The organism is Streptomyces sp. DSM 15324 (genome assembly GCF_001514285.1).
GTDB lineage: Bacteria > Actinomycetota > Actinomycetes > Streptomycetales > Streptomycetaceae > Streptomyces.
Genome location: NZ_KQ949029.1, coordinates 399,661 through 423,309, shown reverse-complemented (window position 1 = coordinate 423,309; position 23,649 = coordinate 399,661). Strand labels below are relative to the sequence as shown.

General features: G+C 71.7%; 18 protein-coding genes and 1 pseudogene. 7 read left to right on the top strand and 12 right to left on the bottom strand.

Annotation, left to right across the window (positions count from 1 at the left end; genetic code table 11):
- Nucleotides 1-54: 54 nt before the first annotated feature.
- Nucleotides 55-1,533 carry a glutamate-cysteine ligase family protein gene (locus AQJ58_RS23985; RefSeq protein ID WP_067253246.1) on the bottom strand — a complete coding sequence of 493 codons (1,479 nt, stop codon included), beginning with the start codon at nt 1,531-1,533 and terminating at the stop codon, nt 55-57.
- Nucleotides 1,534-1,905: 372 nt separating this feature from the next.
- Here AQJ58_RS23985 and AQJ58_RS23975 point away from each other — a divergent pair, with 372 nt between their 5' ends.
- On the top strand, nt 1,906-2,862 hold the full coding sequence (locus tag AQJ58_RS23975; protein ID WP_067253243.1) for a GlxA family transcriptional regulator: 957 nt from the start codon (nt 1,906-1,908) through the stop codon (nt 2,860-2,862).
- A 107-nt stretch (nt 2,863-2,969) separates the two neighbouring features.
- On the top strand, nt 2,970-3,968 hold the full coding sequence (gap, locus tag AQJ58_RS23970) for a type I glyceraldehyde-3-phosphate dehydrogenase (RefSeq protein WP_067253241.1): 999 nt from the start codon (nt 2,970-2,972) through the stop codon (nt 3,966-3,968).
- Nucleotides 3,969-4,070: 102 nt separating this feature from the next.
- Here gap and AQJ58_RS23965 read toward each other — a convergent pair whose 3' ends face one another.
- The 3 genes from AQJ58_RS23965 to AQJ58_RS23955 all read right to left on the bottom strand — a co-directional run bounded on the left by AQJ58_RS23965 (nt 4,071) and on the right by AQJ58_RS23955 (nt 7,219).
- Nucleotides 4,071-5,414, bottom strand: coding sequence for an MFS transporter (locus AQJ58_RS23965; RefSeq protein WP_067253239.1), 1,344 nt, complete (start codon nt 5,412-5,414; stop codon nt 4,071-4,073).
- Nucleotides 5,415-5,479: 65 nt separating this feature from the next.
- On the bottom strand, nt 5,480-6,373 hold the full coding sequence (locus AQJ58_RS23960) for a PhzF family phenazine biosynthesis isomerase (RefSeq protein WP_067253489.1): 894 nt from the start codon (nt 6,371-6,373) through the stop codon (nt 5,480-5,482).
- 369 nt (nt 6,374-6,742) lie between these two features.
- On the bottom strand, nt 6,743-7,219 hold the full coding sequence (locus AQJ58_RS23955; RefSeq protein WP_067253237.1) for a nuclear transport factor 2 family protein: 477 nt from the start codon (nt 7,217-7,219) through the stop codon (nt 6,743-6,745).
- 167 nt (nt 7,220-7,386) lie between these two features.
- Between AQJ58_RS23955 and AQJ58_RS23950 the strand changes: the two genes are divergently transcribed.
- The 3 genes and pseudogenes from AQJ58_RS23950 to AQJ58_RS23940 form a co-directional block, all read left to right on the top strand.
- Nucleotides 7,387-8,076 (top strand): hypothetical protein, encoded by a 690-nt coding sequence (locus AQJ58_RS23950; protein WP_067253235.1) that lies wholly within the window; start codon nt 7,387-7,389, stop codon nt 8,074-8,076.
- A gap of 307 nt (nt 8,077-8,383) precedes the next feature.
- Entirely contained in the window at nt 8,384-9,715 is a 1,332-nt protein-coding gene (locus AQJ58_RS23945; protein ID WP_067253233.1) for a cytochrome P450, read from the top strand.
- A 110-nt stretch (nt 9,716-9,825) separates the two neighbouring features.
- Nucleotides 9,826-10,893: pseudogene (locus AQJ58_RS23940) on the top strand (chitinase); the annotation flags it as partial.
- Nucleotides 10,894-11,077: 184 nt separating this feature from the next.
- Here the strand turns inward: AQJ58_RS23940 and AQJ58_RS23935 are convergent.
- Nucleotides 11,078-13,243 carry a TerD family protein gene (locus tag AQJ58_RS23935; RefSeq protein ID WP_067253230.1) on the bottom strand — a complete coding sequence of 722 codons (2,166 nt, stop codon included), beginning with the start codon at nt 13,241-13,243 and terminating at the stop codon, nt 11,078-11,080.
- Nucleotides 13,244-13,733: 490 nt separating this feature from the next.
- Between AQJ58_RS23935 and AQJ58_RS44690 the strand changes: the two genes are divergently transcribed.
- Nucleotides 13,734-14,270 carry a hypothetical protein gene (locus tag AQJ58_RS44690; protein WP_234360259.1) on the top strand — a complete coding sequence of 179 codons (537 nt, stop codon included), beginning with the start codon at nt 13,734-13,736 and terminating at the stop codon, nt 14,268-14,270.
- On the opposite strand, the gene dctA is transcribed toward AQJ58_RS44690, so the two are convergent.
- Together dctA and AQJ58_RS23925 are read right to left on the bottom strand one after the other, a co-directional pair.
- Nucleotides 14,156-15,571 carry a C4-dicarboxylate transporter DctA gene (gene dctA / locus AQJ58_RS23930; RefSeq protein ID WP_067253228.1) on the bottom strand — a complete coding sequence of 472 codons (1,416 nt, stop codon included), beginning with the start codon at nt 15,569-15,571 and terminating at the stop codon, nt 14,156-14,158. The genes AQJ58_RS44690 and dctA overlap by 115 nt on opposite strands.
- On the bottom strand, nt 15,568-16,686 hold the full coding sequence (locus tag AQJ58_RS23925; protein WP_067253226.1) for a PrpF domain-containing protein: 1,119 nt from the start codon (nt 16,684-16,686) through the stop codon (nt 15,568-15,570). Before AQJ58_RS23925 ends, dctA begins: the two co-directional genes overlap by 4 nt.
- Before the next feature lie 145 nt (nt 16,687-16,831).
- On the opposite strand from AQJ58_RS23925, the gene AQJ58_RS23920 reads away from it, so the two are divergent.
- Nucleotides 16,832-17,737: a LysR family transcriptional regulator gene (locus AQJ58_RS23920; protein ID WP_067253224.1), complete on the top strand. Its 906-nt coding sequence runs from the start codon at nt 16,832-16,834 to the stop codon at nt 17,735-17,737.
- 41 nt (nt 17,738-17,778) lie between these two features.
- Here AQJ58_RS23920 and AQJ58_RS23915 read toward each other — a convergent pair whose 3' ends face one another.
- From AQJ58_RS23915 to AQJ58_RS23895, 5 genes are all read right to left on the bottom strand, one after another.
- Complete coding sequence (locus AQJ58_RS23915) at nt 17,779-18,585, bottom strand: arylamine N-acetyltransferase family protein (protein WP_067253222.1); 807 nt, start codon at nt 18,583-18,585, stop codon at nt 17,779-17,781.
- 133 nt (nt 18,586-18,718) lie between these two features.
- The gene (locus AQJ58_RS23910) at nt 18,719-19,894 is read right to left on the bottom strand and encodes an FAD-dependent monooxygenase (protein WP_067253220.1); all 1,176 of its coding nucleotides are present in this window, start codon (nt 19,892-19,894) and stop codon (nt 18,719-18,721) included.
- A gap of 6 nt (nt 19,895-19,900) precedes the next feature.
- Nucleotides 19,901-21,001, bottom strand: a complete 1,101-nt coding sequence (locus AQJ58_RS23905) for a 3-dehydroquinate synthase II (RefSeq protein WP_067253218.1) — start codon at nt 20,999-21,001, stop codon at nt 19,901-19,903.
- A gap of 53 nt (nt 21,002-21,054) precedes the next feature.
- A complete protein-coding gene (locus AQJ58_RS23900; protein WP_067253215.1) occupies nt 21,055-21,900 on the bottom strand; it encodes a 2-amino-3,7-dideoxy-D-threo-hept-6-ulosonate synthase in 846 nt (281 codons plus the stop codon).
- 496 nt (nt 21,901-22,396) lie between these two features.
- A complete protein-coding gene (locus tag AQJ58_RS23895) occupies nt 22,397-23,632 on the bottom strand; it encodes a cytochrome P450 (RefSeq protein ID WP_067253213.1) in 1,236 nt (411 codons plus the stop codon).
- Nucleotides 23,633-23,649 lie beyond the last annotated feature (17 nt).

Sequence of the window (23,649 nt, the reverse complement as noted above, 5' to 3'; positions counted from 1 at the left end):
AGGTCGGCGCGGGGATCCGGAGGGCCCCCGGCCTGCGGGCCCGGTGACCGTCGGTCAGTCCACGGGCCAGGTGTGCACGGGGGCGTTGAGATGCATGTAGTCGATGTACTGCTGGGTCATCAGCCGCAGCGCCTCATGCCGGTCCACGTGCGCCGCCTTGCTGATGCGGTGGAACATCTCCTTCTGCCAGACCGCCCCGTTGCGGGCGGTGACACAGCGCTGCTCGATGACACCGAGCAGCGGCTCCCGCCAGGCCGCGTCCATGCCCGACAGCTCCAGTCCGCGGTGCGCCAGCGGCAGCAGCCGGCGCAGCACGAGTTCCGGCACCGGCACCTCGCCCATGCCCGGCCAGTACAGCGGGGCCTCGATGCCGTGGCGGGCGGCGGTGTGCAGATTGTCCTCTGCGGCCTGGAACGACATCCGCGACCACACCGGCCGGTCCTCCTCCACCAGGGCACGGGTGAGCCCGTAGTAGAACGCCCCGTTGGCGAGGGTGTCGGCGACGGTCGGCCCGGCCGGCAGACAGCGGTTCTCCACGCGGACGTGCGGCTCGCCGTCGGCGACGGCGTAGACCGGGCGGTTCCAGCGGTAGATGGTCCCGTTGTGCAGGGTCAGCTCGCCCAGCTCCGGGATGGCGCCCTCGTCCAGGGTCCTGGCCGGGTCCTGCTCGTCGCACAGCGGCAGCAACGCGGGGAAATAGCGCAGGTTCTCCTCGAACAGATCGAACACACTGGTGATCCAGCGCTCCCCGAACCACACCCGGGGCCGTACGCCCTGCGCCTTGATCTCCTGTGGGCGGGTGTCGGTGGCCTGTTCGAACAGCGGGATCCGGGTCTCGTGCCACAGCTCTTTGCCGAACAGGAACGGCGAGTTGGCCGCCAGCGCGACCTGGACCCCGGCGACGGCCTGGGCGGCGTTCCAGTAGGCGGCGAACTCCTGCGGCGAGACCTGGAGGTGGAACTGGGTACTCGTGCAGGCGGCCTCCGGCGTGATCGTGTCGGCGTAGGTGCGCAGCCGGTCGACCCCGTCCATCTCGATCCGCAGGTCCTCGCCGCGCGCCGCGAACACCTGGTCGTTGAGCAACCGGTAGCGCGCGTTCTCCGACAAGGTGTCCTCGCCGACGTCCTCCTGGCGCAGCGTGGGCAGGATGCCGATCATGATGAGGCGGGCGTCGGCGGTCCTGGCCCGCTGGTCGGCGTGGTTGAGCGCCTTCCGGATCTCGGACTCCCAGTCGTCGGGCCCGCCCTCCGTCAGCCGCCGGGGCGGCACATTGATCTCCAGGTTGAACCGGCCCAGCTCGGTCGACCACGCCGGGTCCGCGATCGCCTCCAGCACCTCGCTGTTGCGCATCGCCGGTTCGGCCTCGTCGTCGACCAGGTTCAGCTCGATCTCCAGCCCCACCCGGGGCCGCTCCGAGGCGAACCGCTCCTCGCGCAGCATCTGCGCGAGGACCTCCAGGCACTCCTGCATCTTGATCCGGTAGCGGCGACGGTCCTCGCGGGTGAAGACCAGCGCCGGGACGTCACGTCCCATCGATCCTCCCGCTGCTCCGAGGACGCCCCTCACCTCCAGCGTCCCACCACCCCCCGCACCTGACCATGCGAGCGGGCCGAAGGGGCTCCCCGCGGCCGCCCGGGCGAGGACGCCGCACCCGCCCGCCGGGCCGACACCGAAGCGCCGCCGCGGGTGCGGAGCCGGGGCTTGCCGGTGCTCCAGCCGGGGGCCGGCGCGGTGACCGTGGCGTGCGTCCGGCCGATGCCGGTGGTGGTGCCGTCCCGGCCGGTCAGATCCTCGCCCACGACCCCGACCCGCAGCAGCCGGGGCGTCGGGTAGAGGGCCGGGGCGACCGGCCGAGTCCGAGGTCCGCGCCCAGCGCTTCGAAGCCTGACACTTAAGCTGTACCGCGTGCCGTCCTCCCGCCTCCGACGCGTCGCCGTCCTCGTGCTCGAAGGTGCCAAGCCGCTCGACGTCGGCATCCCCGCCCAGGTGTTCACGACCCGCGCCAGCATGCCGTACGAGGTCCGGGTGTGCGGGGCCGAACCCGGTCTGGTCACCGGTGGTGACGGGCTGTCGTACCACGTGGCCCACGGGCTGGAGGCCCTGGAGTGGGCCGAGATCGTCTTCCTCCCCGGCTACCGCTCCCCGGACCGCGAGGACCCGCCGCCGCGGGTCGTCGAGGCCCTGCGCGCCGCCCATGCCCGCGGCGCCCGGCTGGCCGCCATCTCGACCGGGGCCTTCGCGCTCGCCGCGACCGGCCTGCTCGACGGCCGACGCGCCACCACCCACTGGCACTACACCCGGGCCCTCGCCGCGAAGCACCCGCTCGTACGGGTCGACGAGAACGTCCTGTTCGTGGACGAGGGCAGCGTCCTGACCTCCGCCGGTGCCGCCTCGGGCATCGACCTGTGCCTGCACATCCTCCGCGGCGACCTCGGCGTCTCCGCCTCCAACCACGCCGCCCGGCGGCTGGTCGCCGCGCCCTACCGCAGCGGCGGCCAGGCCCAGTACGTCCCGCGCAGCGTGCCCGAGCCGCTGGGCGAACGGTTCGCGGCCACCCGCGAATGGGCCCTGCACCACCTCGACGAACCCCTCACCCTCGACACCCTCGCCCGGCACGCGGCCGTCTCGCCGCGCACCCTCTCCCGCCGCTTCGTCGAGGACACCGGCTACACCCCCATGCAGTGGGTGATGCGCGCCCGGATCGACCGCGCCCGTGAACTGCTGGAACGCTCCGAGCGCGGCGTCGAGCAGATCGCCGGCGACGTCGGCCTGGGCACCGGCTCGAACCTGCGGCTGCACTTCCAGCAGATCCTCGGGACCACCCCCAGCGAGTACCGGCGCACCTTCACCCGGGGCGAATAGCGCCCCCGAACCCGCTTGGCGAGATCCTTGCGAACCATGTCGCTCACGCCGTGGCCACCGGCGACCGCGGCACGCGAGGCTGGGGGCGACTCGAAGGGACACGATTCATGACTCGCATCGCCATCAACGGATTCGGCCGCATCGGACGCAACGTGCTGCGCGCGCTGCTGGAGCGCGAGACCGACCTCGAGGTCGTCGCCGTCAACGACCTCACCGAGCCGACCGCCCTCGCGCGCCTCCTCGCCTTCGACTCCACGTCCGGCCGTCTCGGCCGGCCGGTCACCGTCGAGGACGGCGCGCTCGTCGTCGACGGACACCGCATCCAGGTGCTCGCCGAGCGCGACCCGGCACAGCTGCCGTGGGCCGCGCTGAACGTCGACATCGTGCTGGAGTCGACCGGCCGCTTCACCTCCGCCAAGGCCGCCCGCGCCCACCTCGACGCCGGTGCCCGCAAGGTCCTCGTCAGCGCGCCCTCCGACGGCGCCGACGTGACCCTCGCCTACGGCGTCAACACCGACGCCTACGACGCCGAACTGCACACGATCGTCTCGAACGCCTCCTGCACCACCAACGCGCTCGCCCCGCTGGCCGCGGTGCTCGACGAACTGGCCGGCATCGAGCACGGCTTCATGACGACCGTGCACGCCTACACCCAGGAGCAGAACCTCCAGGACGGCCCGCACCGCGACCCGCGCCGCGCCCGCGCTGCCGGCGTCAACATCGTGCCGACCACGACGGGCGCCGCCAAGGCGATCGGTCTGGTGCTGCCGAACCTCGACGGCAAGCTGTCCGGCGACTCGATCCGGGTGCCCGTCCCGGTCGGCTCGATCGTGGAGCTGAACACCACCGTCGCCCGTGACGTGACCCGCGACGAGGTCCTCGCCGCCTACCGCACGGCCGCCGAGGGCCCCCTGGCCGGCATCCTCGAATACTCGGAGGACCCCCTGGTCTCCTCCGACATCACGGGCAACCCGGCCTCGTCGATCTTCGACTCGGAGCTCACCCGGGTCGACGGCCGCCACGTCAAGGTGGTCGCCTGGTACGACAACGAGTGGGGCTTCTCCCACCGGGTCGTCGACACCCTGGGGCTGCTCGCCGCCCGCTGACCCCCCGGCCCGGCGTCCCCCACGGCACGTAAATGCCGTGACCGTGGGGGAAGGCCGGGTCCTGGGTGTCGTTCGGGCGTGCGGGGCGGGGGAACCGGTCGGCTACCCGACCGAGCGGACGAACCGGACGGCGAGCGCGCCCAGGACGGCGGCGACCGCGCCGAAGAGGAACAGCGCGCCGTAGTTCCCGCCGCCGCCGATCGCCAGGAGGGCGGGGGCGACGATGGGCACGAGGGACTGGGGGAGCGCGTTGCCGATGTTCAGCACGCCCATGTCCTTGGCGGACTCCTCGGGGTCGGGCAGCACCGCGGCGGCCAGCGCCAGGTCGACGGAGAGGTAGAGCCCCTCGCCGAAGCCGAAGACGACCAGGGCGACGACGTACATCCCGAAGCTCTGTGCGGAGGCGATCAGCGCCAGGCCGACCGCCATGACCAGCGAGGCCCCCAGCACATAGGGCTTCCGGCGCCCGGAGCGGTCGGAGAGCCGACCGCCGAGGAGCGAACCGGCCACGATCGAGGCGACCATGGCGAGCGTGCCGAGCAGCACCTTCCCGGTGACCGCCGTGTCGTCGTACCCGAGACGGTCCATCAGGAAGTACACCTGGTAGCCGGTCACACAGGAGGCGCCCGTGAAGACCAGGAACCGGCCGGCGAAGTTCCAGGCGAAGTCGGGGTGGCGGCGCGGGTTCACCCAGAAGCTCCGCAGGAACTCCCGGACGCCGTACGGCTCGAAGGCTCCGGCGCGGGCCGGGCGGTCCTCGATGACGGCTGCGAGGCAGCCGACGGCGGCCAGGCCGATCACCCCCGGCACCAGGAAGGCCGGCGCCGTCGAGCCGCTGAACACCTGGGCGATGACCGAGCCGCCGATCATCGCGAGGGAGGTCGTGATGCCGAGGAAGCCGGAGACCCGGGCCTGCTGCCCCGGCGGGATCAGATCGGGAACGCAGGAGGTCAGGGCGGCCAGAGTGGCGTTGATGCCGAGCTGGGCGACGGCCCACCCGGCCATCAGCACCGGCACGCTCCCGCCGAGGGCGACGACGAGCAGTCCGACGAGCCCGGCGGTCATGCCGCCGACCAGCCACGGCCGGCGGCGGCCGAAGCGGCTGGTGGTGCGGTCGGACAGGGCGCCGAAGACGGGGTTGCCGAGCATCGCGAGCAGCGCGCCGACGCTCAGCACCTGTCCCAGGGCGGCGCCCCGGTCGGCCTCCGGCACGATCTGGCCGACCCGCAGGGCGAGGGTCACCATCACCGGGGTGAGCACGGCCAGGTAGGCGCCGAACTGGGCGAGGGCGAGGGCGAGGACCAGCCGGGGGGATGCCTTGGGGGAGGCGTCCACGGGGGAGACGTCGACAGGGATGTCGGGAGCGGCGGGAGTGGCGGGGGTGACGGTGGGCGCGGCGGTCGGAGCGGGCGACTCACCGAGCGGGGCGTCGTGGCTCAGGGCCATGGCGGCTCTCCATGGGGGACGGGGGCGGCTTCTTCGCCGCACCGGCCTGATCAGGGAAACACGCCCTAGACGATCAGCACCGCCCCGCCCGTCACCCGGGTCCGGCCGAGTTCCGGGTCCACGTCGATCAACAGATCGCTGGGGCGGCCCATGTCCTCACCCTGACGGATCGCGATCCTGGCCGGGGCCGTGACGAGCCCGAGCGCGCCGAGGTAACCGCCGAAGGCCGCGGCCGCCGCGCCGGTCGCCGGGTCCTCCACGACACCGCCGACGGGGAACGGATCCCGGGCGTGGAAGTACCGCGGCGACTCCCGCCACACCAGGTGGACGGTGGTCCAGCCGTACTGCCGCATCACCGCGGCGAGACCGTCGAAGTCGTAGGCGAGGTCCGCCAGTCGGGCCCGGGAGGCGGCGGCCAGGATCAGGTGGTCGTTGCCGGCGAACGCCACATGCGGCGGCAGCGCCGGGTCGAGATCGCCGGCCGCCCAGCCCAGGGCCGCGAGGGTCGCGTCCAGTTCGGCGCCGGAGGCGGGACGGGAACGTGTCGGGACACTGGTGAGCGTGGCCAGCACCGCGCCGTCCTCACCGGTCCCGATCGCCACCGGGATCTCACCGGCGGGGGTGTCCAGGACGATCCCGCCAGGACCGAGCCGCTCCGCGAGGGCGACGGACAGGGCGACGGTCGCGTGCCCGCAGAAGGCCACTTCGGCCAGCGGGCTGAAGTAGCGCACCCGGAACCGCCGCGCCGCGTCGTCGCGCTCCGTCACGAACGCCGTCTCCGAATAGCCGACCTCCGCGGCGACGGCCAGCATCTGCGCCGCGTCGAGCCCGGAGGCGTCGAGCACGATCCCGGCGGGGTTGCCGCCCGCCGGGTCGCGGGTGAAGGCGGAGTAGCGCAGGGTCTCGACAGCCGTCCCGGGGCCGGCCACGGGGCTCGCCCCGCTCGCATCGTTGGTCATGGGCACACGCTGCCACCCGGTGCGGGCCGAGTCCACAGGGAAGATCGAACCACACCGGGAGATCATGCTCGCCGCCGCCGGCCATCGGTCCGTCAGCGGCTGCGGATCGCTGTCGTGGCGAGGAAGCCGGTCGCGGCGGCGGTGATGAGGGCGCAGACGGCGAGCAGAGTGGTACGGCGCATGGAACAGCCTTTCCCTAGCGGGTGGACGAGGTGTCCTGTACAACGCCGGTCATGCCGGAGTCGGCTTGCCGCGAGCGCGTTTGCCACCCGCATGGACGCGTGACGGCGGAGCGGCGGGCCCGCATGCCCCACCCCTGGTCCCGGCGGGAGCGCCCTCAGGCCAGGGCGTCGCGGACGGACCCACCCATCAGTCCCGGCCGACGGGGGCCAGGCGTTCCGTCGGGCCGCCGAAGGCGAGGTGCAGGGTGCGGATGGAGAGGAGCCAGGTGCCGTCGACCCGGCGGAAGGTGTCCTCGTAGTGGCCGATGTTGGCGGGCGGCCGTGGGGCGACGAGGGCGCCCTCGGTGTGCCCGTCGACGCGGTACGTCGCGAAGTAGGTCAGGGCGGTGGCGGTGTCGGGGGACTCGACGGTGACCAGGATGTTGGTGCAGATACGGCGGGAGAGGCGGTCGGCGGGGCGGGAGCCGAAGTAGGCGCGGAGCGCCTCGCGGCCCTCGACGCGCCGCGAGTCGTACGGCCATTCCCAGCTGCCGTCGGGGGTGAAGAGGTCGCAGACGGTGCTCGGGTCACCGAGGTCGAGTCGGCGGACGAACTCCAGGATCACCCGCTCACAGGCGCGTTCGGCGAGGAGCCGCTCCGACGGGCCGAGGTCATGAGAGGTCATCTGCCCTTCCTACCAGGCGTGTTGACCGGGCCACGACTCCTTTCGCCCGGCCGTTCGGAGCCACGATGCGGACAAGTGGTCGTGTCCGGCCGGGCTGTGACAGGGCTGTGACTGGAAAAGTGACCTGCGTCACGGCCGGTGGATCGTGTTCACATCAAGATCATCGAGTGCGAAGAAACTTGTTACCGGCCCGTCTGACGGGCCGTCCGGTCGTCGCGGGCGCGGCCGCCATCGGTGTGGTCGCGGGTGTGCTGATCGGCTGGCCGGGCCTCGACACCGTCAACGGCTGCGGCCTCGCGGTCAATCGCTACCCGTCGGAGACGGCCAAGGACTGGGTCCGGTACGCCGACGTGGTGGTCGTCGGCCGGGCGGTCGAGGAGCGGGAGAGCGGGCGGGAGGAGCTGTCGGCGGGGACCTACAGCCACAAGGTGCAGCGGACGGTGAAACTGGAGGTCCAGGACAAGCCGTTCACCTCCACCACCCGCTCCCATCCCGCCGTGGGGTCCTCGCTGGACTACATCGGCCTGGGCTGGAACCTGCTGCGCTCCGACGGCAAGACCCTCGTTCCCGAACTCACCGGCGACGCCCCGCGGGTCGTGCCGGACCACACCTACGTCCTCGCCCTGCGCTGGGAGGACGGGCGCTGGGTGTCCCTGGGGGAGGGCGCGGTGGTCCCGTTCGACGGACAGTCCGTCGGCAACGGCGAGTGGTGCGGGCAGGTCGTGGACACCGACGGCTTCGCCCAGGGCGAGCGGACGGGCCGCAAGGGCGACCACAGCCTGGAGAAGACCCTGCTCGGGCAGGGGCTGCCGGCGCTGAGGACCGCCCTCGACACGGCGGCCAAGAAGTCGTCCTGAGCCCTCGGCCCCGCGCCCCGGCCACGCGCTGGAGGCACGCCGAGGCCGATGCCCCGGCTGGGCAGGGTCGTCGCGGCCTGCTCAGCAGGGCCGGCGCGCCGCGGATCGCGGGGTGGCGGAAGCCGACGCCGAGGGCCGCCAGGGCGGCGTACGCAGGGCTCCCGCCGGACGAGCGACCGCCGGCCCGCACGCCCTCACTCCGACCGCCCTCTGACGGGCTGTCACCACGCGTGCCGTCTCCCGTACAGTCCGTAGTGCCGGCGCACGGATCCGACCGCGACGGCACCGGCCGACCGGGAGAAGGAACGTGGACAGCGAAGCAGGCCTCCGCCCCCACCCGCACGCCCCCGCGACGGGGCACCCGGTCCCGGAGGCCGATCCGGGTCTCGTCGCCCGCTGGCATGCCGCGGGAGGCGAACTGGTCGACCTGCTGGCACAGGTGCGGGAAGAAGTCGGCGGGGTCGCCGGGGTGCGGCTCGGGCCCGGCCTCACCGTGCTCGTCACCGACCCGGACGCGGTGCAGCAGGTGCTCGCCCGGCGGCCGGACCGGTACGTCAAGCGTGCGCACCGCGCCCGGCTGCTGGTCGGTGACGGTGTCCTCTCCGCCACCGGCGAGGCCTGGAAGCGACAACGCCGATTGCTCCAGTCGCAGTTCACCGGCACCGGGATGCGCCGCTACGACGGGCGGATCGCCGGGGCCGCCCGGACCGCGGCGGCCCGCTGGAGGGGGTACGCCCGGACGGGGGAGGCCTTCGACGTCGGGCAGGAGATGCGCCGGTTCGCCCTGGACGCCATCTGGCGGTCGCTCACCGGGTACGCAGTCGGCGAGGAGACCGAGCGTGAGCTGACCGCGGTCGCGTCGGTGGCGGCCGCCCTGCCGACCCTGCCCGCCGACGCCGCAGACGCGCGCGACGCCGTCGCCGCCGACCTCGCACGGATCGACGCCGTCGCCCGGCGGGCCGTCGAGACCGCCCGCGCGGGGGCGGCGGGACCCGACGGCCCCGGCCTGCTCCAGGTCCTTCTGGACGCCGCCGCCGAGCGCCCCGAGTACACCGATCGGCTGATCCGTGACGAACTGGTCACGCTCCTCGTCGCCGGGCACGAGACCACCGCCACCACCCTCACCTGGCTCCACCTCCTGCTCGACCGGAACCCCACCGCCCGTGAGGAGACGCTCGCCGCCGGCCCCGAGGGTTCCGCGCCGCGCCTCCGGGCGATCCAGGCCCTGGTCCACGAGACGCTGCGGCTGTACCCGCCCGCCTGGATCCTGCCGCGGCACGCCGCCGAGGCGGACGTCCTCGCGGGCCGCACGGTCGAGGCGGGCACCGACCTCCTCGTCTGCCCGTACCTCATCCACCGCGACCCCGGACTCTGGCCGGACCCGGAGCGCTTCGACCCGCGCCGCTTCACGACCCCGGAAGGCCGCCCCGCCCACCCGGGTGCCTACCTTCCCTTCGGCATCGGCCCCCGCGCCTGCCTCGGCACGCAGTTCGCGCTCCGCGAGTCCACGGTCCTGCTCGAACACCTGCTGCCCGCCCACACGGTGACCTTCCACCGCACGCCCACCGGGACGTCGTACGGCATCACGGTCCGCCCCGAGGGCCCCGCCGTCGTCACCCTCGCCCCGCGCACCGGGTGAGGTCAGTTAATTGTAAAGAACCTTGACAGTTAAATGGTCTAGTCCAACGATGGTCGCTGTTCACCCGCGGGCCGTGTGCCTCCACGTGCCCCGCGGCACGTCCCTTCACCATGGGAGCGTCAGTGAGACGACCTGGTTCTGTGCGTACGTTGCTGTCCTGTCTGAGCGCGACCTCACTGTCCGTCGGACTCATGGCCCTCGGGGGAGGGGCCGCCCTCGCCGCGCCCGACGCGCCGTCGGCCGCGACGCCGGCCGCCGCGAAGCCCCGGCCGGCCCCGGTGGTCGCGCCGTACTTCGAGACCTGGACCGGGCAGAGCCCGGCCGAACTCGCCGCCGCCTCCGGCAACACGTACCTCACCCTGGCCTTCCTCCAGACGTCCACACCGGGCTCCTGCACCGCGTACTGGGACGGCGACACCGGCCGGCCGATCGCGAAGGACGCCTTCGGCCGTGACATCGCGCGGCTACAGGCGCGCGGCGGCAACGCCATCCCGTCCTTCGGCGGCTGGTCCGCGGACACCACCGGCACCGAACTGGCCGACAGCTGCACCGACGTCGACGCCATCGCCGCCGTCTTCAAGAGCCTCGTCACCACCTACGGCATCACCCGCATCGACCTCGACGTCGAAGGCGACTCCATCGACAACGCCGCCGGGATCGACCGCCGCAACAAGGCGATCGCCAAGGTCGAACGCTGGGCGGAACACACCGGCCGCAGCGTCCGGTTCTCCTACACCCTGCCGACCTCCACGACCGGACTGGCGGCCAACGGCCTGGCCGTCCTGCGCAACGCCGTCGACAACGGCGCACGCGTGGACGTCGTGAACCTCATGACCTTCGACTACTACGACGGCGCCACCCACGACATGGCCGCCGACACCGCGACGGCCGCCACCGGACTCCACGGCCAACTGGCCGCGCTCTACCCGAAGAAGAGCTCCACCAAGCTCTGGAACATGATCGGCGTCATCGAGATGCCCGGCATCGACGACTACGGCCCCGAGGAGACCTTCACCACCGAGAACGCCGTCACGGTGGAGAAGTGGGCCGAGGCACGGGGCATCAACACCCTCTCCTTCTGGGCGCTCCAGCGCGACAACGGCGGCTGCGTCGGCACCGGCGGCTCCGACTCCTGCTCCGGCATCGCCCAGGACACCTGGTACTTCAGCCACACCTTCGAGGCGCTCGCCGCCGCGCACCACGCGCACCCCTGACGACCCACTGCATGACGGCATGACGACGCCGGGGTGCGCTGCGGCACCCCGGCGTGAGGTCGACGGGGAGGAAAGCGAACGGACTGAATCAGGGAGAGTGAGGAGAAGGAAGCCCGTTCATGGCCTCGCCCGAAGGCAACGGTAGCAGTCAGCCCGGGATCAGGTCGCGCAGGTTTTCCCGGGTGACGACCACCGAGTCCGGGTGCAGCCCCTCGGGCCGCTCCAGCCCGATGTACAGGACCGGTCCGTCCGGGACCGTACCGCCGTCCCACACCGTCGTGGTCCCGGCACCCATGAGGCCGACGAGATGCCGGACCGTGAGCTGGTCCCGCTCGACGACCGCCCGCACCAGCGTCGCGACCGAGAGCCGGTTCCCCTCGACCCGGTTGTGGGCCACCCTGCCCCGCAGATACAGGTGCAGCCACTTCGCCCGCCAGCCGCCGTCGGGGCCGCGCAGGAACACCAGCGGCAGCGCGACCCGGCCGGGACCCCGCAGCTCCGACTTCATCCGCACGGTCCGCGCCTCGAAGGGACGCCCCCGCTGCTCGGCCTCGCGCAGCATGAAGCCGAAGAAGGACTCCTCGACCTCCTCGAAGCCCTCGCCCGAGAAGATGTTGACCTGCGGCACGACGAAGTCCCCGCGCGCCGCCCCCAGCCGCAGATCGATGAACTCCGAGGCGCCGTCCGGCGCTTCGGTGATGTCTCCCGAGTGCTCGCCCTCGACCTGCTTGAGCTCGGTGTACGACAGCCAGCCGAGGGTCTCGTACGAGGCGTCCAGGAGCAGCGCGGACAGGTCGAAGTCGGTGGTGCGCCGCGACTGCTTCCAGTACACGAAGAACCGCAGCAGCTCCCCGTCGACCCGGGACAGCGAGCCGCGCGGCAGCACGCCCAGCCCCGCCGCCGTCGCCCTGCCGCTGAGCGGCAGCGCCACGTCGAGAACGTCGGGGTCGACCAGCAGGTGCCCCGGCTCGGGAAGACGGCGCCGCGTCTCCGCGTCCAGCACCTCGATCAGCCGCTCGCGCTGCGCCGCCCCCACCGGCGGGCGGGTGTCGGCGGTGACCCGGCCGCGGCCCGAGCGGTTGACGAACACCCGGCACGCGGCGGGCTCCTCGGCCCGGTTGAGGAAGTGCTCACGGACCGACAGCAGCACCCGCCCGGAGACCTTCGGGGCGACCTGCCCGGCGGCGGCCATCACGGCGTCGCGCTCGTCCTCGGTCCGGCACAGGCGCAGCAGACGGTCCAGCGAGCGGAACAGACGGCCCGGGGCGGCCGTCAGCAACCGGGCCGCCGCGCCGACGTCGTCCGCGTCCAGCAGTTCCTCCACGCGGCGGTCGAACGAAGGGGCCGCCCGCTCGCCCCGCGCCACCGCGAACACCTCGGCGGCGTGCGGCCAGTGCGGGTACTCGTGCGGATGCAGCCGCTCACCGAGTCGCTTGAACGCCTCGCGGTGCGCGGTGACGTCGGCCAGCTTGGCGGGGGCCGCGGCCACGACCGCGTCGAGACCGGCGAGCAGGACCCGCCGCACCCGCCGGCTCGGCGACCGGAACCGGGTCGGCTCCACCAGGGTGGCGTCGCCCCCCGACAACGCACAGGCCAGCCGCAGCACATCGGTGACCGTGTCCAGCAGCAGGTCGGCTCCGGCGCGCAGCCGGGCCAGGTTGACGACGGCGCGGTTCTCCCGCACGGGGATCGTCTCGGGCTGGGGGCCGTCGACGCAGTGGCGCGCCAGCACCCCCAGATCGCGCAGGCCGTCCTCGCCCAGCGGGGTCACGCTGCCGGCGAGGGCCAGATACAGCGCGCTGACCTCGTCCTCCGGAGAGCCGCCCAGGTGCAGGACCGTCAGACGGTCTCCCGCGGCGGCGACCAGTTCGTCGTGCGCGGCGAGCATCTCCTCGTAGGAGTGCTGATACATGCCGTAGGACGGCAGGGTGAGCAGATCGACCACGCCCGCGCTCAACTGGGCGAGCGTGCCCGCGCGGGACGCGTCGTCGGCGAGCGCCTCGTTGATGCAGCGGGTCCAGAAGTCGTACGTGTCCGGCACGTTGGCCGGGAAGTCGATGAAGTAGACGTTGTGCCGGACGTGGTCGCCGACGAGTTCCCGCATGGTCCGCAGGACCCGACCGGCGGTCTCGGTGACCGTCTGCTCGGCCAGCCCCGACAGGTGCCCGAGCAGCTGCGCCGAGAGCTTGAAGCCCACCGACATCAGGGCGGCGTCCAACTGCCGTGCGGCACCGCTCCCTTCACCGGCGGGGCCGACGGGGACGGGCAGCCGGTACGTGTGACGGATGACCAGGTGTTCGAGCGACCGGAACATCCCGGCATGATCGCAGGTTCCTCCCCCTTCGGGCATGCGGGTTATCACGCCCAGGTGGGGTCCGGGGGCTTGCTGACACCGCGGCGGGCCGTCAACGAGCGCACGGGCGGCGGGACGTGGCCCGGCTGCGGGGTCTTTTCCGTCATCTCGCCGGGCGCCGCTCGGCCCTTTTGTTTGCCGCCGGCCCAGCGGTTCCTTTCTTTCCGTGGACGGGACTGCTCTCGCACCGCGAATGCCGGTATTCCGAACGCCGGTTGGATTGCCGGGAACAGGGTCGGCGCCGAACGTAAAGGGCACTCCGTACGGAAGTCAATAGTGACACCTGCGGTCTTTTCCCTGGCCCGGGGCGAAGCGGAATGCGCCGGAACCGAAACTCGTCGGAAACATGGACGCGATCACGGCTCAAACTTATCTTCTGCTCGAAGTGCCGTACGCGGTTCGCTATTTCGAACAATAGCGTCCCGGGTCGGCCAGGCACCTGGAGGAAGACGTGACCAAGACCCGAAGAGCCCTGCTCGCCCTGCTGGGCCCGCTTTCGCTGGTCCTGCTGGGCGTCCCGTCCCTTCAGGGCACCGCCTCCGCCGCCGCCCCACCACCCGGGCAGGTCGCCCGGTACACGATGACCGCGTTCACCAACAGCAGTGAGTCGAATCTGTACGTGTACGACTCGCCGGACGCCACCGCCTTCACTCTGCGGAAAGGTCCCGCCTACACCCCGCCGTCCGGGCTGATCCGGGACCCCAGCGTCTTCCAGCACACCGACGGCTTCTACTACCTCACCTACACGACCAACTGGACGGGGAACACGATCGGTTTCGCCCACAGCACCGACCCACCTTCCTTCACCGAAGACCGGGACGTGGGCGGGCCGGCCCGGGAGCGTCTGCTCCGGGCCGGCCCGCCCACGCGGTGTCAGCCTGCGGCGGGGACCGATGCGCGGGGTGGTTCGGGCACGGCCCCGGGCACCGGCGTGTGCTGCGGACCGGGCCCGGGCGTCACCGCGGAGGCAGCGGGGGCGGGGGTGTAGGGGATTTCTCCGCGCAGGACCGCCTTGGCGCGGTCCTCGTCGAGCTCGCCCTCCCACCGGGCGACGGCCAGGGTGGCGACGCCGTTGCCGACCAGGCTCGTCAGGGCACGGGCCTCGGACATGAACCGGTCGATGCCGAAGATCAGCGCGAGGGCCGCGACGGGGACGTGCGGGATCGCGCTGAGGGTGGCCGCCAGGGCGATGAACCCGGAGCCGGTGACACCGGCCGCGCCCTTGGAGGTGAGCAGCATGACGGCGAGCATGGACAACTGCTGGGTGAGAGTGAGGTCGATGCCGAGGGCCTGGGCGAGGAAGACCGAGCCCATGGTCAGGTAGATGGCGGTGCCGTCGAGGTTGAAGGAGTACCCGGCGGGGAGCGTGATGCCGACGACGGGCTTGGAGGCGCCGGCGTGCTGCAGCTTGGCCATCATGCGTGGCAGGACGGGCTCGGTGGAGGAGGTGCCCAGGACGATCAGCAGTTCTTCCTTGATGTAGCGCAGGAAGGGCAGCAGCCGCAGTCCGTTCAGGCGCATCACGGTGCCGAGGACGACCAGGACGAAGAAGAGGGCGGTCAGCCAGAACGAACCGACCAGCAGGAACAGGTGGCGCAGGGTGCCCAGCCCGTAGTTGCCGATGGTGAAGGCCATCGAGCCGAACGCGCCGATCGGCGCCAGTCGCATGATCCAGCGGATGAGTGTGAACAGGACCGCCGAGAACTTCTCGATGCCCCGGGCGATGCCCAGGCCGGCCTCTCCGGTGGCGTGCAGGCCGAAGCCGAACAGCACCGACACCAGCAGCACCGGCAGGATCTCGTTGCCGGTCAGGGCGCTTATCAGGGTGGCCGGAATCATGGCGAGGACGAACTCGGCGAAGCCCTCGTGGGCCGTGGTAGCCGCCGGCGGCAGGCCCTTGGTGGACAGGCTCGCGACATCGACGTGCAAACCGCTGCCCGGCTTGACGACGTTGACGACGACCAGGCCGATCACCATGGCCAAGGTGGTCAGCACCTCGAAGTAGACCAGGGCTTTCAGGCTGACCCGGCCGACCGCGCGGGCGTCGCCCATGGAGGCGATGCCGTGGACGACCGTGCAGAAGATGATCGGCGCGATGAGCATCTTCACCAGCGCGATGAAGCCGTCGCCGAGCGGCTTGAGTTCGGCGCCGACGTGCGGCCACAGCGTGCCCACGACGGCGCCGAGGAGGACGGCGATCAGGCACTGTACGTAGAGGTGGGACAGCATCCGGCGGCTGCGGCCCGGTGGTGCGGTGACGGTACCCGGGGCGGCGTCGTTGCGGCTCATGCGGGGCGTCCTTCCAGGACGGGAACGAGGAGTTCGGCTCGGGCGATACGCCGGGCGGCGCGGTGCAGGAGCACCGTGGGGGACGCGCCGTCCGGTGCGGGGACGCCTTGCGTGGTGATCACGCCGGCGGGAGTGCCCAGGCGCAGCGTGCCGTCGGCGGTCTGCCGGGCGACGCGGTGGGCGAGGGTGCCAGGGGTGGCGGCGGCTGCGGTCAGGGCCACGGCGGAGGTCAGGCCGATCGCCGGGTGCGGGGCGTGCATGGAGACCATGCGCACGGCCAGGTCGTACTCGTCCTGGTTGACGAGTGTGCCCTGTGTGGTGCGGTAGGAGGCCGGCCGGGCGACGATGCCCACCTTCGGCACCGCGTGGCTGACCCGGTCGCCCTCGCGGGCCAGGCCCATGGCCAGCGCTGCCTGGCGGCGCAGCAGCGTCAGCGCGGGCACCGCGGCGGCGAACGCGGTGAGGGACTCCGTGCCGTCGAGGCCGAAGGCCTTGGCCTCGAACAGGGCGGCCGGAGCGCCGGCGTCCACCAGGGACGCCTCCACGACACCGTCCGGGCCGGTCAGCTCGTCCAGTGTCCGGCCGGTCGGCAGGGCGCGGCCGGTCGTCGAGCCCGCCGGGTCCTGGAACCCGAGCAGGACGGGAACGCCCCGTGCCGAGGTACCCGGGACCAGGGCCGTGCCCTCCTCCGGGGCCACACCCGCGGGGGTGGGGATCGTGCCGGTGAGACGGGCCCCGGTGTTGACGTTGAGCATCCGGACGGTGGTGGTGTCCGACCCGATCGGCACGAGATCGTGGTGGACGGCGTACAGGGCCACGGCGGTGGCGCAGTTGCCGCAGTTGCTCGCCCACTCCACTCGCTCGTCGCCGATCCCCACCTGCGCGAAGGCGTACTCGACATCCACACCGGCCTGGGTCGACGCCTGTACGACGGCGGCCTTGGAGGTGGTGGAGGAAGCGCCGCCGACACCGTCGATCTGACGGGGGTCGGCGGCGTTGAAGGCGGCGAGCAGGAGGGCGTCGACGTCCACGCCCGTGGCGGCCACGTCGCGGTGGTCGAAGATCCAGCACTTGCTGGTTCCTCCGCGGATCATCTCGCCCTGCAGACGCAGCACAACCGACTCCTCACAGACGGGGAAGGGGAATCCACCCGCGGTCTCGCCGTGCGTGGTGCCCTCCACGGTGGGTTACGGCAGCGTGAAGTACAATCTCGGAAATGTGTATGGCCATTAAGTGCAAGTGAACGCTGGAGGCAGCGGCATGCTCGACGTCCGGCGCATCCTGCTGTTCACGGAGGTCGCGCGGCGCGGCTCGGTGACAGCGACCGCCCGCGCCCTCAACTACACACCGTCAGCGGTATCGCAGCAGATCAGCCGCCTGGAAGCGGAGGCCGGACAACCCCTGCTGGAACGTCACGCCCGGGGTGTCACCCTCACCGACGCCGGAGCGGCCCTGGCCGAACGAGGCCAACGGATCGAACGTGAACTACGGGCCGCGGAGAACGAACTCGCCGACCACGCCGGGCTGCGCGCGGGCACCCTGCGCATCGGCACCTTCCCCACCGTCGGTGCCTCGCTCCTCCCGCACGCGGTGATCGCCTTCCGCGACGCCCACCCCGGCGTACGGCTGACCGTGCGCAGCGCCCGCATCTCCGGACTCTGGACGATGCTGGAGAACCGGGAGATCGAGATGTCGCTGATGTGGGACTACGACTGGAGCCGGATCGACCGGGAGGACATCGTCGTCACCCCCCTCCTCGACGACCCGCCGGCTCTCCTCGTCGGCGACCACCACCCGCTCGCCGGCCGTGACACCGCCTCACTCGCCGACTTCGCACGTGACCCCTGGATCACCCGGGCGGACCACCACCCGGTGGCCGAGGCGCTCGTGCGCGGCTGCCGTGCGGTCGGCTTCGAGCCCCACATCGCCTACGAGGCCCACGACTACCAGGAGGCCCAGGCCATGGTCGCGGCCGGTATCGGCGTCGCCCTCGCCCCCACCCTGGCCCTGGAGGGCATCCGCCCCGGCGTCAGCGTCTTGCCCCTCCAGTCGCCGGCCCCCGTCCGCCGCATCCTCCTGGTGCGCATGGCGGGCCACTCGCTCACCCCGGCCGCACTGACCTTCGCCGGCCTCCTCCGCGACGCCGTGGCCACCCGGAAACCCTGAGGGCGTACCGCCGCCGGTGAGGGATGACGTGGGCGCTGTTTTCAGAGGAATTGCGGGGAGCGCAGTCCGGCAAGTTCCGGCAGCCGGTCCACTCGGATGCCGAACCAGGTCCGCAGCACTTCTCGCAGTTCTTCCTCGCTGGTGATCCTCTGCCTGATGGTCTCCTGGCCTTTCCTTTCCCGGATGAATACGCGTCCCGTCGTGGTCAGCGCGACCTTTCCGTCCTCCAGGGGACGGACGCACAGTATTTTGTTCGCGAAGGGGGAATCGGGAGCGGTTCGGTACCACCAGAGCACGGGAAAGAAGAACGCGATGTCGCGGGGTCTGGTCTCCAGCCGGTAGAGCGGCACGCCGTCGAGCGCGAGATCGATGTCACCTTCGGGTGCGTCGGAGAACAGGTAGGTTCCGTGCGGATCTTCCTGCGGTGTGCGCAGGTCCAGGCGCAGGGGCCACCGGCTGTGGCTGCCCTGCGCGACGTCGACCAGCCAGGGGCCGGCTCCTGACGGTTCATCGGTCTCCACCCTGAGGACGAAGTGGCCGGTCTGGCTGCTCGGTTGGTTCCCTCGGTAAATGCGTCCACCCAGAAAGGCGACCCGGAAGCCGAACTCCTGGAGCAGGAGGGCGAAAGCCGAATTCAGCTCGCAGCATCCTCCCCGCTGTTCGCTGACGATCCTGTGGACCGCCTCGACGCAGATGGGCACGGACTCGTTCAGATGGAACGAGAGGTTTTCGAACGGAATGGACAGTACGTGACGCTCCTGAAGGTGTCTCAGTGCTGCCGCGTCGGCCTTCTCGGGCCTGCGGGCGCCGATGCGCCGCAGATAGGCGTCGACGAGTTCGGGTTCCATGAGGGGTGAGGGTCCTGTCAACGGTCGGAGGGGGAGAGCACGTCCCAGGGCCCGTCGCGGCCGCGCTCGGCCCCCGGTGGCCACAGCAGGCGAACCGGGGGCGTGCGGCGTGGTCGGGCCCTGGGGCGTCCGGTCAGGTCGTGGGCACCTGCTCGGCGTCGTGGCCGAAGAGCCACGAGACGGTGTCCAGCAGGTCGCCGTCCTCCGACGCCGGCCGGGGTGCGCCCGGATCATGGAGGACGCGGACCATGTCGTTGGACCGCTGCTGGACGAGGACGGTTCTCGGCCGGCGTGCCGCTTCGTACCGCTGCAACGCGGCCGGGATGCCGGAGCGCTCCGTGTCCCGCAGACAGGCCGCGAGCGTGACGGCGTCCTCGATGCCCTGGCTGGCTCCCTGAGCCATGAAGGGCAGCATGGGGTGGGCGGCGTCGCCCGCCAGCGTGATGCGCCGGCGGCTCCAGGCGAAATCGGATTCCCTGACGTGCAGAGCCCAGCGGGTCACCGTGTCCGTCGCCTCGACGATGCCCAGGACCGTGGGGTCCCAGCCGGCGTAGGCCTCCAGGAGGTCCCGGATCTCGCCGGGTTCCGACCAGGATTCCGTCGGCCGGTGTCCCGAGGGGACGGTCGCGACGAAGTTGATGAGCCCGCCGCCCGCGACGGGATAGCACACGAAGTGTTGTCCCGGCCCCGCCCAGATCAGCGATCCCCGCTCACCGGCCGGGAAGGGCGTGCGGTCGGCCGGAGCGAGGCCCCTGTACACGGTCTGTCCCGAGTAGACGGGTTCGTCCCGTGTCAGGCCCCCGCGTACCACCGAGCGGATGCCGTCGGCTCCCACGACGACGTCGGCCTCGACCGCCGTGCCGTCCAGGAAGCGCAGTTCGGCGCCGTCCGGGTGCTCGTCCACCGCGACGCACGCCTTCCCCGGGCGCACCGTGCCCGCAGGCAGGAGCCGCAGGAGCGCGGCGTGCAGATCCGACCTGCGCAGGAGGTAGTAAGGGGCACCGAACCGCTCCTCGCACCGGTCGCCGAGCGGGATGCGGCCGATCACCTCGCCGCGCTCCCAGGAGCGCAGTTCGATCCCGGCCGACGACACCGCCGTCTTGGCGAGGTCGTCGGCCAGCCCCAGCCGGTGCAGCAGGCGCACGGCGTTCGGCCCCAGCTGAATGCCGGCACCGGTCTCCCCGAGCCCGGCTGCCCGCTCGAAGACCTCGCAGGCGACGCCGGACCGGTCCAGCGCGGCGGCCAGGGTCAGGCCCGTGATGCCGGCTCCCACGATCGCCACGCGTGGTCCGTGGTGGTGCTCAGCCACGCGGGGTCACCTCTCCACGCAGAATTCGTTGATCGGGTAGCCGACGTGCCGGTCCTCGCTGGGCAGGTAGCCCAGCACCCGGTCGCCGGGCCTGAGTTCGGTGCTGTTCAGCACCGCACCACCGGGGCCGAGCACCCGCACGTGCCAGTCGTCCTGAAGGATCAGGTTGACGCTGCGGCCGTCCTCCGACACCGCGTCGATGGAGATGAGCGGACGGCTCTCGATCTTGACCCGGCCGACCGTGACGAGCCGGGTCTGCCCCTTGACGTCGACCGCCATCACCTTGCTGCCGGACTTCAGCTCGCTCAGGTAGTGGGTACGTCCGTCACGGGAGAGGGTGTACGAGTGGATCGCGCCCGCGTTGACCCGGAACGGGCGGGTCGGCATGTAGGGAAGAGGGTGCGTCTCACTCACGCAGAGGATCATTCCCTTGGAGTGCGAGCCCACGAGGATCCCCTCGTCCTCCCGGAAGTAGCTGCACGTGTCGACGCAGGCCCGCTCACCCATGCCCACGTGCTCCGTCGCCCTGACGGTGAGCTCGACGAGGTCGAGGGCCGGGGTGTGCACGACGGCCGCCTGCTTGAGGGCGGTGGCGTCGCCCACGGCGGCCGGCGCCATCATCACGCCGTCGGACCCGTGCTCGAGCACGCCGAAGATGATCTCCGCCTCTTCGGCGTCCTGAGCGATGGTGATCAGGCTGCCCGTGGCCTGTGCGGCGGCGGCGATGACGATCTCCAGCGGGATCTTGGTCGGATCGCGGAACAGCAGCAGGCTCCACCGTTCGGTGCGCGCCGACTCACAGGCCTCCTCCAGGGAGTCCGCGTCGATGATCTCCACGAACCGGCCGAAGTCCACCCCCGGGTGCGCGGCCGCGAGTTCCGCGGGGCTGCCGTGCTCCCGCGGATCGACGATCACCAGGTCGGCGCCGCCGAGATCCTTGGGGAGCTTCTTGCCCTGCGGGAAAAGGATCTTCTTCACGGTGGGGGGCAGCTGCTGGAGGTCCTCCAGCTTGTCCGACACGACGCCGTCCAGCCGCTGGTGCACCGCCTCTTCGAGCGCGGCCTCCTTGGCGGTGATGGTGCGGATGTCCAGCCACGTGAGCCTCATACCTATCCGTTCCTTGCCTTGATCTTCACTGATGACACGCTGACGTACGGCCGTCATACGGCGCTCGTGCCACGTCTGAGCAGCTCGGCCGGAGCAGGGGGGAACACGTCCCCGTGCACGAGACGAGCGAGCTTCCTGGTGGTGTCCGCGGGGTTCGCCGACTCGAAGACGTTGCGCCCCATCGCGACGCCCGCCGCGCCCCGCCTCAATGCCGTGTCCACGAAACGCAGCAACGCCTCTTCGTCCGTGAGCCTCGGCCCGCCGGCCACCAGAAGGGGCACCGGGCAGCTCGCCGTGAGGCGGAGCATCTCGGCTTCCGAGTCGACGCAGTAGGTCTTGACGATGTCGGCCCCGAGCTCGACGGCGACGGCCACGGCGTGGGCGACCACGGCCGCGTCCCGGGGGTCGGCGATGTGCGGCCCGCGCGGGTACATCATCGCCAGCAGCGGCACGTTCCAGCGGTCACAGTCCTCCGCGACCTTCGCCATGTCGGCGATCTGACGTGCCTCCTCCCGGGAACCGATGTTGACGTGCACGCTCACGGCGTCGGCACCCCACCGCAGAGCCTCCTCGACACGTCCCACCACGGTTTTGGCGTCGGGGTCGGGAGCGTGTGCGGTGCTGGCACTGAGATGGACGATGAGCGAGGTCTGGGTGAACCAGGCGGGATCGATGAACCGGACACTGCCCTTGTGTAGCACCACCGCGTCCGCGCCGTTGGTCGCCAACTGACCGACCAGACGGTTGAGGTTGGCGCCACCGGCGGCGAACGGACCGTCCGAGAGGGGATGGTCGAGCGGCACCACGAGCATGCGCTGCGGATTGCGCCGGCAAAGGCGGAGAAGACGCGTCCTGCGCCCCGATGACGTGCCGTTGAACGCCCTCGTTGAACTGTGCATGGTCGATCCTGGGAGTGAGGAGGGGTGGGGGGTCGGCAGCAGCAAGCACAACGTACATATCCGGGGCCCGGACAAGACGGATTCGCGCGGGTTCCAGGGATACCCCTGAATTTCGGCCATGCGTACCGGAGTTGGCGCATTCAGCTACCCCCGCACCTGAACTGACGGGGTGACACGTGCATTCAGGGCCAGGGGCTGAGCAGCCGGGGTGCAGGGGACGGCTGGGCTGCCGATGCGCCGCGGCGGCGAGTGCGTCGTGTGCCTGCCCGACGACGCCTTCCCCCCTTCAGTACGCGGCCCCGCAGGTCGGCCGATTCGACGGGGGCGCGACCCTGTTCACCGCGGTCGGGCTACCTCCACAACACCGCCGATCGGGCCCGCCCACCGGGGAAACGGTGCAGCGGTTCCTCGACAGCTCCACTCCCCAACCGGAGGCCGTCAGCCGTCACCCGATTCAGACGGTGTCGAGGCACCAACTCGACCAACCTGTCCGGCCCTAGGCCCGGATCCCGTCGCACGCGATCCGCAGATGCCGGGGTCCGCGCAGTACGGCGTTGCGGCGGTACGGTGGCGGGTCCTCCAGCAGTCGTGGGTTCTCCAGCCGGCGGGCCAGCTCCGCCAGGGCGAACTGCGTCTCCAGCCGGGCCAGGGGCGCGCCGAAACAGCTGTGGATGCCGCTGCCCAGCCCGAGGTGCTGGATGTCCCGGCGGTCGGGGTCGAAGCGGTCGGGGTTCTCGAAGCGCCGCGGGTCACGGTTGCCGGACGCCAGCACCAGCCACAGGGCGGAGCCCTTGGGGATGGTGACGCCGCGGACCTCGACATCGGCGAGGGTGACCCGCTGCGGCACCAGCTGCACCGGCGGCTCGAAGCGCAGCAGCTCCTCGACGACGGGCACGGCCAGCCGGGGATCGGCCCGCAGCCGGTGCAGCACATCGGGGTTGCGCAGCAGGGTCAGCATGCCGTTGGTGACCAGGTTGACGGTGGTCTCGTGGCCCGCGATCAGCAGCAGCGCGGCCGTGCTGAGCAACTCCATCGTGGTCATCGAGCCGTCCTCGCCCTGGGCCGTGGCCAGCGCGGAGAGCATGTCGTCCCCGGGGTTCCTGCGGCGCTCCTCGATCAGCCCCGCCAGATACATCCCCAGCTGCATCCGGGCGTCGTGCGCGCCCTTGCCGCGCTCGGCGGGATCCGCGTCCGGGTCGGGGTCCAGGCTCGCCGCGATGGCGTCCGCCCAGGCGTGGAAGCGCGCCTCGTCCTCACGGGGGATCCCCAGCAGCCGGCAGATCACCGTCACCGGGAACGGGTACGAGAACCGGTCCACCAGGTCGAAGCGGTCGGGATCGCCGATGCCGTCGATGAGACCGGTGACGATGTCGCGCAGTTCGCCGCGCATCCCGTCGATCCGGTGCGGGGAGTGCGGCGGTCCGAACGGGCGGTTCGTCATCCGGCGCAGCCGGTCGTGCTCGGGCGGGTCGAGCCGCAGGAAGCTCGGCGGCAGCGCGCTCTCCTGCTGGTCCGGCTCGGCCAGCGGATCGTGCGCGGTCTGCGCCACGGTCCGGGAGTCGGAGCTGACCCGGGGATCGTGCAGCAGACCGAGGATCTCGTGGTAGGTGCTGACGACGTACGGCCCGTCGCCCTCGTGGTACACCGGCGTCCTGCGCAGCTCCTCGTAGATCGGGTACGGGTCGGCGCGGTTGGCGTAGTCCAGGATCTGGTGCAGCGGCGATGGCGTCATGGCGGGTCCTCACGGGC